Origin of the sequence: Abiotrophia defectiva ATCC 49176, from assembly GCF_037041345.1 — a bacterium.
Taxonomy (GTDB): domain Bacteria; phylum Bacillota; class Bacilli; order Lactobacillales; family Aerococcaceae; genus Abiotrophia.
The window spans coordinates 761,111-774,120 of the sequence record NZ_CP146287.1; the positions used below are offsets into that span (position 1 = coordinate 761,111).

At 46.0% G+C, this 13,010-nt stretch carries 15 protein-coding genes and 1 tRNA gene; all 16 read left to right on the forward strand.

The features are described 5' to 3' along the window. Positions 1-8 precede the first annotated feature (8 nt). The 16 genes from V7R82_RS03625 (at position 9) to comGB (ending at position 12,990) form a co-directional block, all read left to right on the forward strand. On the forward strand, positions 9-458 hold the full coding sequence (locus V7R82_RS03625; protein WP_314198200.1) for a PTS sugar transporter subunit IIA: 450 nt from the start codon (positions 9-11) through the stop codon (positions 456-458). Position 459: 1 nt separating this feature from the next. Then, on the forward strand, positions 460-1,944 hold the full coding sequence (locus V7R82_RS03630) for a PTS ascorbate transporter subunit IIC (protein ID WP_070756121.1): 1,485 nt from the start codon (positions 460-462) through the stop codon (positions 1,942-1,944). Between the two features lie 89 nt (positions 1,945-2,033). Continuing rightward, positions 2,034-2,321 carry a PTS sugar transporter subunit IIB gene (locus V7R82_RS03635; protein WP_023391861.1) on the forward strand — a complete coding sequence of 96 codons (288 nt, stop codon included), beginning with the start codon at positions 2,034-2,036 and terminating at the stop codon, positions 2,319-2,321. A gap of 11 nt (positions 2,322-2,332) precedes the next feature. Further along, positions 2,333-2,971 carry a 3-keto-L-gulonate-6-phosphate decarboxylase UlaD gene (locus tag V7R82_RS03640; protein WP_070756122.1) on the forward strand — a complete coding sequence of 213 codons (639 nt, stop codon included), beginning with the start codon at positions 2,333-2,335 and terminating at the stop codon, positions 2,969-2,971. Positions 2,972-2,974: 3 nt separating this feature from the next. Then, a complete protein-coding gene (locus tag V7R82_RS03645; RefSeq protein WP_070756123.1) occupies positions 2,975-3,826 on the forward strand; it encodes an L-ribulose-5-phosphate 3-epimerase in 852 nt (283 codons plus the stop codon). Then, a complete protein-coding gene (araD, locus tag V7R82_RS03650; RefSeq protein WP_338543462.1) occupies positions 3,826-4,539 on the forward strand; it encodes an L-ribulose-5-phosphate 4-epimerase AraD in 714 nt (237 codons plus the stop codon). The genes V7R82_RS03645 and araD overlap by 1 nt, the downstream gene beginning before the upstream one ends. Before the next feature lie 109 nt (positions 4,540-4,648). Continuing rightward, the gene (locus V7R82_RS03655; RefSeq protein WP_338543464.1) at positions 4,649-5,305 is read left to right on the forward strand and encodes a hypothetical protein; all 657 of its coding nucleotides are present in this window, start codon (positions 4,649-4,651) and stop codon (positions 5,303-5,305) included. A gap of 128 nt (positions 5,306-5,433) precedes the next feature. Beyond that, positions 5,434-6,096, forward strand: coding sequence for a hypothetical protein (locus V7R82_RS03660; protein ID WP_338543466.1), 663 nt, complete (start codon positions 5,434-5,436; stop codon positions 6,094-6,096). A 110-nt stretch (positions 6,097-6,206) separates the two neighbouring features. Then, positions 6,207-6,278 (forward strand) — tRNA-Arg (locus V7R82_RS03665). 225 nt (positions 6,279-6,503) lie between these two features. Continuing rightward, complete coding sequence (locus V7R82_RS03670) at positions 6,504-8,033, forward strand: ATP-binding cassette domain-containing protein (RefSeq protein WP_338543468.1); 1,530 nt, start codon at positions 6,504-6,506, stop codon at positions 8,031-8,033. A gap of 148 nt (positions 8,034-8,181) precedes the next feature. Next, on the forward strand, positions 8,182-8,625 hold the full coding sequence (locus V7R82_RS03675) for an HIT family protein (protein ID WP_338543470.1): 444 nt from the start codon (positions 8,182-8,184) through the stop codon (positions 8,623-8,625). Further along, positions 8,625-8,975, forward strand: a complete 351-nt coding sequence (locus V7R82_RS03680; RefSeq protein WP_306486871.1) for a YtxH domain-containing protein — start codon at positions 8,625-8,627, stop codon at positions 8,973-8,975. The genes V7R82_RS03675 and V7R82_RS03680 overlap by 1 nt, the downstream gene beginning before the upstream one ends. Positions 8,976-9,075: 100 nt before the next feature. Continuing rightward, positions 9,076-10,050: a peptidylprolyl isomerase gene (locus tag V7R82_RS03685; RefSeq protein ID WP_311465809.1), complete on the forward strand. Its 975-nt coding sequence runs from the start codon at positions 9,076-9,078 to the stop codon at positions 10,048-10,050. Positions 10,051-10,133: 83 nt separating this feature from the next. Continuing rightward, positions 10,134-10,679, forward strand: a complete 546-nt coding sequence (locus V7R82_RS03690) for a Gx transporter family protein (protein ID WP_070756141.1) — start codon at positions 10,134-10,136, stop codon at positions 10,677-10,679. A 219-nt stretch (positions 10,680-10,898) separates the two neighbouring features. Further along, entirely contained in the window at positions 10,899-11,957 is a 1,059-nt protein-coding gene (gene comGA, locus V7R82_RS03695; RefSeq protein WP_338543474.1) for a competence type IV pilus ATPase ComGA, read from the forward strand. After that, positions 11,944-12,990: a competence type IV pilus assembly protein ComGB gene (gene comGB / locus V7R82_RS03700; protein ID WP_338543476.1), complete on the forward strand. Its 1,047-nt coding sequence runs from the start codon at positions 11,944-11,946 to the stop codon at positions 12,988-12,990. The genes comGA and comGB overlap by 14 nt, the downstream gene beginning before the upstream one ends. Positions 12,991-13,010: the final 20 nt, after the last annotated feature.

A 13,010-nucleotide genomic window follows, 5' to 3' on the forward strand; every position in this document is an offset into this window, starting at 1 on the left:
ACTGACTAATGTTAAGAGAAATTATTGACGGTAATCGTTTCAGCTTCCAGGCTGGCTACGATTCCTGGGAAGATGCCATTCGCGCTGCCTGTGAGCCCCTAGTGGCTCAGGGCGTGATTGAGCCAGAATATCCAGGCTATATCATTGCTAACGTCCATGAATTTGGACCTTACATCGTGATTGCGCCGGACATCTGCATTCCCCATGCCCAAGAGGGAAGAGGGGTGAATGAAACCGCCGTTGCCTTTATGAATACAGAAAAGCCAGTTGACTTCGGTCCTAGTGCTGATTTCCAACCTCGCCTTTTCTTCGTCTTGGCATCTACAGACAATGACAAGCACTTGGAAAACCTCTCTGAACTCGTGACCTTGCTCGATTCAGAAGAAGTGGTGGAGGCCTTTGTTAAGGCCCGCAGCAAGGAAGACTTACAATCTATTTTAGAGGGATTAGGTGAATAATATGGAATTTTTATTCGGTTTCTGGCAATTTTTCTATGCCAACATCTTTACCAAGCCTGAATACTTTGTCGGGCTGATTGTCTTAGTTGGTTATTTACTCTTGGGCCGCAAATGGTATGATGCCCTAGCTGGTTTCATCAAAGCCGTGGTCGGTTATATGATCTTGAACGTGGCAGCCGGCGGTTTGGTTTCAAACTTCCGTCCAATCTTGGTCGCTTTGGCTGACCGTTTCCAATTACAAGCAGCGGTTATCGACCCATACTTCGGGCAAGCTGCGGCTGAAGCAGCCTTGAAAGAAGCAGGTCACGCCACTGGTTTGACCGTGCAAGTGCTCTTAGTAGCCTTCTTGGCTAACTTAGCCTTAGTCATCTTCCGTCGTTTTACCAAGGTGCGTACCGTCTTCATTACCGGTCACATCATGGTCCAACAATCTGCAACGGCTACCTGGCTCTTGGCCTTGGCTTTGGGCAATGACGTGAACCAATTACAATTTGTGGTGGTTTTAGGGATTGTCCTTGGGGTTTACTGGGCAGTTGCTTCTAACCTTACGGTTGAAGCAACTCAAGAACTCACTGAAGGTGGCGGCTTCGCTATCGGTCACCAACAAATGTTTGGTATTTGGTTAACTGACAAGTTAGCGCCAAAACTCTCTGGTAAGAATGACCGTAAGATTGAAGATTTGGAATTGCCTGGTTTCTTATCTATCTTCAAAGAATCCATCGTGGCAACTTCTATCTTGATGATTGTCTTCTTCGGTGCCATCCTCTTAATCTTAGGTAAAGACTACTTAGTCAGCGTCAATGGGCAAGAAATTCTCAAGCTCAAGATGACCACTCTCAAGGAAACAGACGACTTCTTCTTCTACATCATGAAGGTTGCCTTGACCTTCACCGTTTACATCCAAGTATTGCAACTTGGGGTGCGGATGTTCGTGGCTGAATTGTCTGAAGCCTTCCAAGGGATCTCTAACAAACTCTTGCCAGGTTCTATGCCAGCGGTTGACTGTGCGGCTGTCTACGGTTTTGGTTCACCAAACGCCGTGACTATCGGCTTCCTCTTCGGGGTATTAGGTCAATTAGTGGCCATCATCGGTTTGATTGTCTTCAAGAGCCCTGTCTTCATCATCACTGGGTTCGTGCCTGTCTTCTTCGACAACGCGACCTTCGCTGTCTATGCTAACCACAAGGGTGGCTTGCGTGCCGCTTCTATCTTAACCTTCGCTTCTGGGGTCATCCAGGTATTGGGTGGGGCTTTGGCAGCAGGTGCTTTCGGCTTAGCTAAATACGGCGGTTGGCACGGCAACTTCGACTGGGACACTGTCTGGGTTGGGTTCGGTTTCTTAATGCAAAACTTACACTATGTAGGTTTGGGCGTCGTATTGGTGATCCTCTTGGCAATTCCTCAATTGCAATACCTCAAGAACAAGGAACACTACTTCACTATTGCAGAAGATTACGAAGCCTATTTAGAAGCAAAAGAAGCTTAATCGTAGTATAATAAAAACGTGGATGGCTTGACTGCGCTTACACCGGTCAAGCCATACCAATTTAAGAATGAAAAAGGAGCGAATAAAAAATGAAAGTATTAGCAGCATGTGGTTCAGGGATGGGTTCAAGCCAAATTATTAAAATGAAGATTACCAATGTCTTCCGCAAAATCGGTGTACCTTTGGAAATCCACCACTGTGCGATCGCTGAAGCAAAATCCTTGGCTAAGGGCTATGATGTGGTGATCTGCTCCAAAGCCTTAATCGATGTCTTCGATGGCTTAGATTTACCAAACACTAAAGTCATTGGCTTACAAAACCTCTTATCTGAAAAAGAAATCACTGAGAAATTAGCTGAAAACGGCATTGGTGCCTAAGGAGGTTAAGCATGGGAATTCCTAATTTACAAGTTGCCTTAGACCATTCTAATCGTCCTGATGCCGTAGCGGCTGCCGTATCAGTTGGCCATGAAGTCGACATTATCGAAGCAGGGACCGTGCTCTTACTGGAAGTAGGGGGCGAAGTGGTTCAAACCCTGCGCAACATCTTCCCTGACAAAATCATCGTCGCTGACACCAAGTGTGCCGATGCGGGTGGGACTGTGGCTAAGAACGTGGCTAAGTACGGAGCTGACTGGATGACCTGTATCTGTAGCGCCACCATTCCAACTATGAAGGCCGCAGCCAAAGAAGTTAAGGAAATCCAAGTCGAACTATATGGTGACTGGACTTATGAGCAGGCCCAACAGTGGTTAGACGCTGGTATCAGCCAAGCCATCTACCACCAAAGCCGTGACGCCCTCCTAGCAGGTGAAACCTGGGGTGAGCGCGACCTAAGCAAGGTTAAGAAATTAATCGAAATGGGCTTCCGTGTCTCTGTAACTGGTGGGCTCAACGTGGACACCTTGGAACTCTTCCGTGGCGTTGATGTCTACACCTTCATTGCCGGTCGTGGCATTACGGAAGCAGCAGATCCTGCTGCCGCAGCCCGCGAGTTCAAGGACAAGATCCGCGAGATCTGGGGTTAGGCTATGACAACATTTGGTATTTATGAGAAGGCCCTACCTAAGGGCATTTCCTGGCAGGAGCGGCTAGAGCTAGCGGCCTCCTTGGGCTTCGACTTCGTTGAAATGTCCATTGACGAGACCGACGAGCGTCTGGCCCGCCTGCAATGGACCGATCAAGAGATTGAGGCTGTCAACCAAGCCCAACGCTCTACGGGCGTCCGCATCTATTCCATCTGCTTATCCGGCCATCGCCGCTATCCATTTGGGTCGGCTGATCCCGCTAAGCGCCAAAAGGCCTTGGAAATGATGCAGGAATGTGTGGACTTAGCGGTTAAGTTAGGCGTCCGCAACATCCAATTGGCCGGCTATGATGTCTACTATGAAGACAAGACCGTGCTGTCGCGTGAGCTCTTTATCCAGAACCTAGACAAGGCGGTTAAGATGGCGGCTGCCAAACAAGTCATGCTGTCCATTGAGATTATGGATGATCCCTTCATTAACTCCCTGTCTAAATTCATGGAAATCAAGCAACAAATCAAGTCACCATGGCTGCAAGCCTATCCTGACTTGGGTAACTTGTCTGCTTGGCCAGAAAACAATCCAGGTTACGAACTAGAGAAGGGGATTGACCACATTGTGGCTGTCCATGTTAAGGACACCAAGAATGTGACGCCAGACTTCCCAGGCCAATTCAAGTGTGTGCCATGGGGTGAGGGTGATGTCGACTTCTTAGGCTGCCTTAAGACCCTTAAGCGCTTAGGTTATGAAGGGACCTTCCTCTTCGAAATGTGGAGTGAGACCGACGACCAGCCAGCAGAACGTATCAAGGAAGCACAGGCCTTCCTAAAACCAATCTTTGAGGAGGCGGGATACTAATGAATCGTGAAGAAATCATTGCCAAAATGAAAGAACGCGTCTTCAATGCCAACTTACAATTACCTGAATGGGGTTTGGTCCAATTAACTTGGGGTAATGCCTCGGAAGTTAACCGCGACTTAGGCGTCATCGTCATCAAGCCAAGTGGTGTGGACTACAAGCAGATGACACCTGACCAAATGGTGGTGACCGACTTAGACGGTAAGCCACTGGATGCTGATGGCTATCGTCCATCGTCTGACCTGCCAACCCATGTGGTGCTTTATAAGGCCTTTCCTGGCGTCAATGCCGTGGTTCATACCCACAGCAAGTATGCCGTTTGTTGGGCTCAAGCAGGGCGTGATTTGCCTTGCTACGGGACCACACATGCCGATACCTTCTATGGGCCAGTGCCCTTAACCCGTCATTTGACTGAGACAGAAGTGGCGGAAGCCTACGAAGTCAATACTGGGGTGGTCATCGCGGATACCTTCAAGGAACGCAACTTGGATCCATTGGCAGTACCAGGTGTCTTGGTTCAAGGACATGGACCTTTCACTTGGGGGCCAACGATTCAAAAGGCCATCGAGAACAGCTTGGTATTGGATGAAGTCTGCCATATTGCCCTGGAAACAGAAGCCATTAACCCAGATATTCAACCTCTACCACAATATGTGCTGGACAAACACTATTTCCGTAAACACGGGGCCAATGCCTACTACGGACAAAAATAAGCCAAACAAGGCTAGGGCGGGGGCCCTGGCCTTTTGTATGAATCCCATCTTGTATTATGATTCTCAATAAGATATAATTAAATTATCAATATGTAAAGGTGGTCATTGAATGAAAAAAGTTCTCCTATCTGCAGCTTTTGCCTTAAGCTTAGTTGGCGCCCTAGCTCCAAGCGTCTTGGTAACAGCAGAAAGTTCATCAAGTTCCTCCAGCGCTTCTAGCGAGGCTGCTTCTTCTAGCTCAGAAGAAGCTTCAAGCAAGAAAAAATCTCATTCAGAAGCGGACAAGGCTAACTGGGGTAAACGCAGCACACCAGTCCCTTTAGGTGAAGAGAAGGAAATTCAATATAAAGACTATATTGGAGGTAAAAAGGTTGATGTAAAGGCTAAGCTTTCCGTCTTAGAAGTTCTCAAGGGCAAAGAAGCTGAAGCTAAACTATTAGAGTTTGAAAGCTATAACAAAGAAGCCATCAAAAAATTGGATAGTAATTATGAGTTAAACGTGATTAAACTCAAATTTGTTTATGAAAAGGGCGACGAAGATGAGCCTTTAAAAACGCCTTACCGACCAAAAGTATTTGATGCCAAGGGTAAGGAAGTTAAGGTGGATTTCTATGCGGATGTGCCAAACGAGAAGAAGTTCTCCGATATTGAACTCTATCCAGGTAGTGACCATGAAGGGTATGTGGTAGTAGCTGTTCCTAAAGGTGGCGACTATTCAATTTCCTATGACTTAGGCAAGCCTGTTTTCTTCAGCACGACTAAGTAATAGACGCAGACAAGTCCGGCTAGGGCAAGAGCCTGAGCCGGGCTTTATGATTGACAGTCAAGGCTTTATTGTCAGGCAATTGGCAAGGAGCTATCATCGATTTATTATGATGTAAAGGTGGTTATGGAATGAAAAAACGACTCCTATCAGCAGTTTTAGTCCTAAGCCTAGTAGGTGCTGTGGCCCCAACATTCTCGGTGGCAGCTGAAAGCTCTTCAAGTTCTTCTAGCACTTCTAGCGAAGCTGCTTCCTCTAGCTCAACAGAATCTTCCAGCAAGAAGAAAGCTCATTCAGAAGCTGATAAAGACAAGTGGGGCAAGCCTGATAGTCCCGTGCCTTTGGGACAAGAAAAGGAAATTACCTATAAGGAATATTTTGGCGATCAAAAGGTGATGACCACCATTAAGCTTTCAGTTCTAGAAGTTCTTAAAGGCAAAGAAGCTCAAGATAAATTACTAGAATTTAGTGATTCAAATCAAGGTGACATTGACCAGTTGGATAGTAAGTATGAATATCATCTAATTAAGGTCAAATTAGTCTATGAAAAAGGCGACGAAGATTATCCTTTAGACACTATCGAAATGTTTCCAAGAGTTTTGGATCTTAAGGGTAAGCAAATTGAGCAAGAGGTCTTTCCAAGCATTCCAAAAGAGCGCATGTTTTTAGATTATAGTCTCTTCCCTGGTGCTGAACATGAAGGCTATATCGCGATTATGGTTCCCAAGGACGGTGATTATACGATTTCCTTCAACCTTAGCGACCCTGTTTTCTTCAGCACAACTAAGGAGTAAGATGATTCAGTCCGGATGGGGCCAAGCCTCGTCCGGGCTCTTCTTATGCCAAAATTCCAGGGGAAAGACCTTGCCAAAAACCACCTTCTGTGGTAAGATAATCAAGTACTGTCGCCGTAGTGTAAAGGATATCACACAAGATTCCGGTTCTTGTAATGGGGGTTCGATTCCCTCCGGCGATGTATGGGAAAGCCCCTCCTAGTAAGGGGCTTTTTTGTATTTAAATTAATCAGAGGAAGGCATAAATCAAACAGAAATGTCAACTACGGGACAAGAGTTGACATTTACCTTAACTAGGGTACAATGTTAGTAAGTGTAAGATTAAAAAAAGATGATAAAAATAAGGTGTTATCTAATTTTAGCTAACAGAGCTATGGCGTCCGTATACTGGCTAGGAGGGGACATTTATGAGACAGTACCATTTACCTGCACAAAATATTGAAATTAAAGATCGTGTCTTATTTAAGTCGCCACCTTTAGTAATAAATGAAGGAGATGTTATAGGCATCATCGGTAAAAATGGTAGTGGGAAATCCACTTTATTAGCCTCTATAGCTAAAATATGCGAAAAACAAGGTCTAACAAGTGTTCTATCTACTTTCTCCAATTTAGCTGATATAGGTAAAAGTGGTGGTGAGACCGTCATGGATAAAATGGTGTCTACTTTGAAAGAAACGAATTGCCTTTATCTATTGGATGAGCCTACTACCTATCTTGACGTAAACAATATAGCTAATTTGATTGCCCTGATAGAAAGAAACCATGGAACTTTTTGCATTGTAAGTCATGACCGTGATTTGTTACGTCGTATCTGTAATAAGATATGGGCGATTGAGAATGGGCAGCTTACTGAATATGAAGGTAATTACGATCAATATCAAGATCAGCTCCTGATTAGGCAACAAGAATATCAGGCCGACCTTAAGAAATATCATCAAGAGACTAAACGTCTCAAACAGACCATTCAAGCCCAGTATGAAGAGCAAGAACGCAAAAGTAAGAAGCCTAGAAAGCTTAGTCCATCAGAATATCGAATCACAGGTATGAAAACAAAACTGGCAGTAAAAAATAAGAAAAGTCATAAGGCACGTTTACAATTAGTAGATAGATTGCAAGCAATGGATAAGCCAGAGCCTGTTACCGAGCAGTATGATGTCTCTTTCTTAACTTATTCGCAAAAGAATATCAATCGAACGCTTTATATCCCGCCAAAAAGATGTAGCGTTCAAGGAAAAGTACTTTGGGATTTACCTGCGCTTACCTTGATGAGTGGGCAAAAACTTGCTATTACAGGGAATAATGGAACTGGGAAGACTAGCTATCTTAATTATGTTAATTCAATTATCCCTAGCCACTATCGAAAGGGCTACTTTCAACAGCAGAACTCAGATAGTCAAGAGGATGATCGTACACTCTACCAAATGGTTCGTGATGTGTCCTCTTTAAGCCAGCATGAATTGCGTACTGTGATGGCAGTGTTAAATTTTAAAACGCATAATATTGAGACTAGGGTGAATCAGCTTAGTAGTGGAGAGAGAGCTAAGTGTCACTTACTCTGCTTACTGATTCAAGATTTAGATGTTCTACTTGTCGATGAAGCAACAAACTTTTTAGATATAAAGGCGCTTGAAGCATTAGAACACATACTTAAGAAGTTTCCAGGCATCTTACTATTTGTAAGTCATGATACGACTTTTGTGTCAGCCCTTGCTACTTCTGAGCTAAGTTTAGATCATCAGGTATTATCAAGTAGTCGCAGCGATAGTTGTGAACACGATACAAGAAATAAGAAAAGTGGTCGTAAAGATGAGCTTACAATACTAGAATTCAGAATTAGTTCGCTATTGAGTCAGTTATCAGTCAATCCAAGTGCAGAGTTAGAAGAAGAATATCAAAAGCTGTTAGTTGAGAGAAATAAGTTAAGTAAGCTAAGATAGACTAAAACGCCCTTGTACAGGGCGTTTTTTGATATCCAGGACAGAAAGTCACATACTGCTCTAACAATCAGTAGTCCAATCCTTTTCCATACACTTTCCCCTATATTTATGGTAGACTAGCATCATAGAATGTGAGGAGGCGACTGCCATGACAGATTGTATTTTTTGCAAGATAATTGAAGGCCAGATTCCAAGTGCCAAGGTCTATGAAGATGAGGATGTCTACGCCTTTTTAGATATTACCCAGGTGACACCAGGCCATACTCTGGTGATTCCTAAAACCCATGTGGCTAATATTTTTGAATATGATGAGGACTTGGCGACTAAGGTCATGACCAAATTGCCTAAGATTAGCCGGGCAGTACGCCGTGCCTTTCCTGATATGTTGGGGCTTAATATCCTCAATAACAATGGTCATGCGGCCGGCCAGACGGTTTTTCACTCCCATATTCACTTAATTCCCCGCTATCAAGGGGATGGCGATGGCTTTGGCTGGTCCTTCGCTGACAACAGCAAGTCTTACACAGTAGAAGAATTTAGCGCTCGGGCGGCTGCTATTGCCAGCGCCTTAGCTCAAGAGGAGGAAGCATAATGGGTAAATTTACACGCGGGTTCGTCTTAGGCGCCTTGGCGGCTGGGGCTTGGACACTACTTAATGTCAAACAAGATGGGGCGACTACTCGCCGCCAGCTTAAGTCTTATGTCAATGATTTCTGTCAGGATAGCCAACAATTGGGGCAAGATACTTGCCGTATTCGCCGGGCCTTGCACGACGTCACTGACAAGGGCTTGCCGCTCTTACAGTCAACGGTAGGGGAAGTACAGACTCTCTTCCGTCGTTTTCAGGAAGCCAATGGGCCACGCATCCGTCGCACCCAGGAAAAAGTTGAAAAACTCAACTCGGATTTAGAAGAAGCCCAGGAAAATGTGAATAAATCATAATCTTTTCATGGATTTTCGACTTCTTCATACTCATTTCACAGCAAATGTGTTATAGTAGTACAGTAATCAAAAAATTAATGTTATATAAGGGATTGATTGAATGAAAAGAACAACACTTAACCGTATGATGGCTTTTGCCTCTGTCTTAGTTTTATCAGGTGCAGTTGCCAATACTGCCAGCGTGGTTTACGCGCAAGACAACGTTGCCACTGTAGGTGACCAAACCATCACCAAGGAAGATCTCTACAACCAAATGAAAAAAGACGCTGGTTTAGTAACCTTGCGTTCTATGATCTTGCAAAAGGTATTGGAAATGAACGCGCCTAACGCTGCAGACATCAAGAAGAAAGCAGAAGAAGAAGTCGCTAAGCAAATCGAAAAAGTTGGTGGCGAAGAGAAGTTCCAAGAACTCTTAACCTACCAAAAATTAGGTTCAGTTGAAGACTTCAAGAACCAAATTTACATCCGTAACCTCTTCAACGAAGTGGTTTCTAAGCAAATCGACCAATCCGATGCAGCTATCGAAGACTACTACAACAACACTTACCAACCTAAGATGGAAGCTCAACACATCTTGGTTGACACTGAAGAAGAAGCAAAAGACATCATCTCTAAATTAGATGCTGGCGAAAACTTCGACGAATTAGCTAAGACCTACTCTAAAGACGGGTCTGCCCAACAAGGGGGTCTCTTATCACCCTTTACTTCAGGTCAAATGGTTAAGGAATTTGAAGATGGGGTTAAGGGTCAAGCTAATGGCGAATACACCAAGACACCAGTTAAAAGTAAGTTCGGTTACCACATCATCAAGACCATCAACAATGGTGAGAAGAAGCCATTGGCAGATATCAAAGACGATGTGAAAAAAGAATACTTAGACAGCAAGATTAAAGATCAAAAATTTTCTTACAAGATTATTGGTAAATTAATCGAAGCGGCTAAGGTTCAAATTGACGACGCTGACTTAAAAGACGCGGTTAAGGAACTAGTAGACTTAGCTAACCAACCAGATGATGTATCATCAAGCAGTTCTGAAGCTTCAAGCGAATCTTCCAGCGAGTCTTCAAGCAACTAATTGGCTTTAATTGACTTTTGCGCCTTAGGCTGACTAGGGCGCAATTTTTCTATTTTAATCTCGGCTCAGAAAGGAGGGTGCCCATGCAGCGCCATGGCCATCGAATGTTGGTCTATCTCTCGCTTCTGGTCGCCCAAGGGGTGGTCATTAGCATATTTGAACGTATGTTGCCGTCGCCTTTTGTCTTTGCGCCGGGAGCCAAACTAGGTTTGGCTAATATTGTCACGCTCTTGGCCCTTTTCACCTTGACGCCACGCCAGAGTTTTCAGGTGGTTAGCCTGCGTTTACTGGTCACTCTCCTGGTAGGGGGGACCTTCTCCATGTTCTTCTATTCCTTGGTGGGTTCCTACCTGTCCTTCGGGGCCATGCTCTTAGTCAAGCAGCTGGGGCCTAAGCGGGTTTCGGTCGTTGGACTCTCCATACTGGGAGGCATGCTCTTCAATGTGGGCCAACTGTCGGTAGCCGCCTGGTTCGCCCGATCTTGGACCCTCTTCAACTATCTGCCTTGGCTCAGTCTAGGGGGCTGCCTGGCCGGGCTAGCGGTCGGGGTCTTGGGCTACTATCTCTTGGAAAACAACCACACCTTACAATACTACCAGCAGGTCAGCCAGAAGGAGACCTGGTTTTAGCAGGATGGGACTTAGGTCCCGTCCTTTTTTGTTGCTTATATAATATTTGTATATTAGTTAAAATAGGAAAAATTAAGTGTTCTCTGATTATAGATTCAAGGAATTCCGCTAAAAATCAGCTGTTCCATCATCATATTGCCAAACAATATCCCGAATCCCCTGAATTTCTTTGGATAAAAGTGCCCCTTTTTGGGTATTTATAAGTGAGGGGGAAATTCTATGTCCTTAGCAATTGAAGAACAAGCCCATGATCTCATTGTTAAAGCCGTCTCCCAAGGTGTATCCGACATCCACCTGATGCCCAAGCCTGACCACTATGTCCTTTACTTTCGTCTCAATGGCCTCTTGCATGAAGAGGGCCGTCAGGACCTAGACTGGGGCAAGAGACTCATTAATTACTTCAAGTATCGGGCGGATATGGACGTAGGAGAGAAGCGCAAGCCCCAGTCGGGCGCAAGTCATCTAGAACTAGATGGACAGGCTGTGGAATTGCGTTTTTCGACCATTGGGGATGTCCACCTGCGAGAGTCTCTGGTCATTCGGGTCATCCAGTCGCAAGCGCGTCAAGGCGGGCCCTTGCTGACTTATTTTCCCAAGGACCTAGACATTCTGCGGCGCTTAATCCGACGCAAGTCGGGCCTCATCCTCTTCTCGGGGCCAGTCGGTTCGGGCAAGACTACCACCATCTATCACCTGCTTAGAGAACGACTGGAAGAGGAGTTCATCCAGGTGATTACCATGGAAGATCCGGTGGAAATCTTCGAGCCCCGTTTCCTACAGACCCAGATAAATGAAGCGGCTGGTATCTCTTATGATGTCATGATTAAGGCTAGCCTGCGTCATCATCCGGATGTCTTAATGATTGGCGAAATCCGGGACGAAGAGACGGCCCGCATGGTCATCCGGGGTGCCTTGACCGGGCACTTGATGATTGCGACCGTCCATGCCAAGGATAGCTTGGGCGTCATGGCGCGTTTGGCTGAGCTTAGTATTAGTCAGGCTCAGCTGACCCAGACCTTGATTGGCATTGTCAGTCAACGGCTGATTCCGCGCTACTGTAGCCTCTGCCAGACCAGTTGCCAGCTAGCCTGTCAACATCACCCGGTTGGGGCTAAGCGCTTGGCCTTGCTAGAGATTCTGTCAGGACAGGCCTTGCGCCAACATCTGACCCAGGAGTTGGCAGAGCCTGCCTATCAGACCCTGAACGACAAGCTGAGAAAGGCGTGGTCCTATGGCTTCATCGATGCGAAGGCCTACCTGCAATTTGAAGTGGTTTGAGCGGCTCAACCACCCCAAGAAGCTACCCCTAGTCCAACAAGCCTATGTCTTGTCGGTCCTAGCGGATTTGTTGGGCCAGGGCTTTGCCTTAAGCACAGCCCTGCAATTTTTGGCCCTCTTAATGCCTAAGTATCAGGCCTTGCTTCTGAAGGTGGATGCGGCCTTAGTAGAAGGGCAGAGCCTAGAAAAATCCCTGGCCCAATTAGGCTTTGGGACCAAAATCGTAGCTCAACTCTTCTATGCCAGTCGCCAGAATCGCTTGCAGGAAGCCTTGCTTCAAGCAGCTCAGCGCCTGCATCATGCTCGGCTCTTCCGTAAGGAAATGGCCAAGCAATTGGCCTATCCGGGCATGATGGGACTCTGTTTAGTGGGCATGCTATTCGGGATGAGAACCTTTATCTTGCCCCAGGTCACCAGCTTTATTAGCCAGGAGGTATATGAGCGGGAATGGCTAGTCCGCTTCTTAATTGGCTTTTTCACCTATTTGCCCCAACTGTCCTTGGTCTTACTGGCAGTGGGCTTACTAGGTCTGGGGGTAGGGGGACTGCTTCTGCAAAAAGCCACTTACCTCAAGCGCTATGCCTGGCTGAGACCCATGCCGCTTCTAGGCAAGTGGCTGTCCTGGCAGCTGACCCAGCAGGTAGCTTACGAGTTGGGCTACTTTCTGGCAGGCGGCCTATCCCTTCAACAAATGTTGCAGGTCTGGATGGACTATCCAGTCGATCCTTTCCTGGCTGAACTAGCCCATTATCTGATGGCCGGCTGTCTGGAGGGGAGGCCCCTAACCCAGCAGATGAGCCAGCTAGGTCTCTTCACCCGCCAATTCCCTCTCATTATTGAGCAGGGTGAATTGACCAGCCAGCTATCAGCCAAATGCCTGGTCTATGCGGCCAAGCTAGGTCGAGATTTGCAGGAAGACATGACCAAGAAAATCCACTTTATCCAGCCTATTCTCTTTGTTTTCATCGGCTTGCTGGTGGTGGCCATGTACTTGGTTATGATGCTGCCTATGTTGACTATTCAGGGCTTGTAGTTTTGCGCAAGGACAAAAGG

Bases quoted from the DNA above. Each gene is read 5' to 3' on its own strand.
- V7R82_RS03685 (WP_311465809.1), top strand. From the start codon at position 9,076: ATGAAAAGAACAACACTTAACCGTATGATGGCTTTTGCCTCTGTCTTA.
- comGA (WP_338543474.1), top strand. From the start codon at position 10,899: ATGTCCTTAGCAATTGAAGAACAAGCCCATGATCTCATTGTTAAAGCC.
- V7R82_RS03625 (WP_314198200.1), top strand. From the start codon at position 9: ATGTTAAGAGAAATTATTGACGGTAATCGTTTCAGCTTCCAGGCTGGC.
- V7R82_RS03680 (WP_306486871.1), top strand. From the start codon at position 8,625: ATGGGTAAATTTACACGCGGGTTCGTCTTAGGCGCCTTGGCGGCTGGG.
- V7R82_RS03635 (WP_023391861.1), top strand. From the start codon at position 2,034: ATGAAAGTATTAGCAGCATGTGGTTCAGGGATGGGTTCAAGCCAAATT.
- V7R82_RS03630 (WP_070756121.1), top strand. From the start codon at position 460: ATGGAATTTTTATTCGGTTTCTGGCAATTTTTCTATGCCAACATCTTT.
- V7R82_RS03675 (WP_338543470.1), top strand. From the start codon at position 8,182: ATGACAGATTGTATTTTTTGCAAGATAATTGAAGGCCAGATTCCAAGT.
- V7R82_RS03670 (WP_338543468.1), top strand. From the start codon at position 6,504: ATGAGACAGTACCATTTACCTGCACAAAATATTGAAATTAAAGATCGT.
- V7R82_RS03690 (WP_070756141.1), top strand. From the start codon at position 10,134: ATGCAGCGCCATGGCCATCGAATGTTGGTCTATCTCTCGCTTCTGGTC.
- V7R82_RS03660 (WP_338543466.1), top strand. From the start codon at position 5,434: ATGAAAAAACGACTCCTATCAGCAGTTTTAGTCCTAAGCCTAGTAGGT.
- V7R82_RS03640 (WP_070756122.1), top strand. From the start codon at position 2,333: ATGGGAATTCCTAATTTACAAGTTGCCTTAGACCATTCTAATCGTCCT.
- V7R82_RS03655 (WP_338543464.1), top strand. From the start codon at position 4,649: ATGAAAAAAGTTCTCCTATCTGCAGCTTTTGCCTTAAGCTTAGTTGGC.
- araD (WP_338543462.1), top strand. From the start codon at position 3,826: ATGAATCGTGAAGAAATCATTGCCAAAATGAAAGAACGCGTCTTCAAT.
- V7R82_RS03645 (WP_070756123.1), top strand. From the start codon at position 2,975: ATGACAACATTTGGTATTTATGAGAAGGCCCTACCTAAGGGCATTTCC.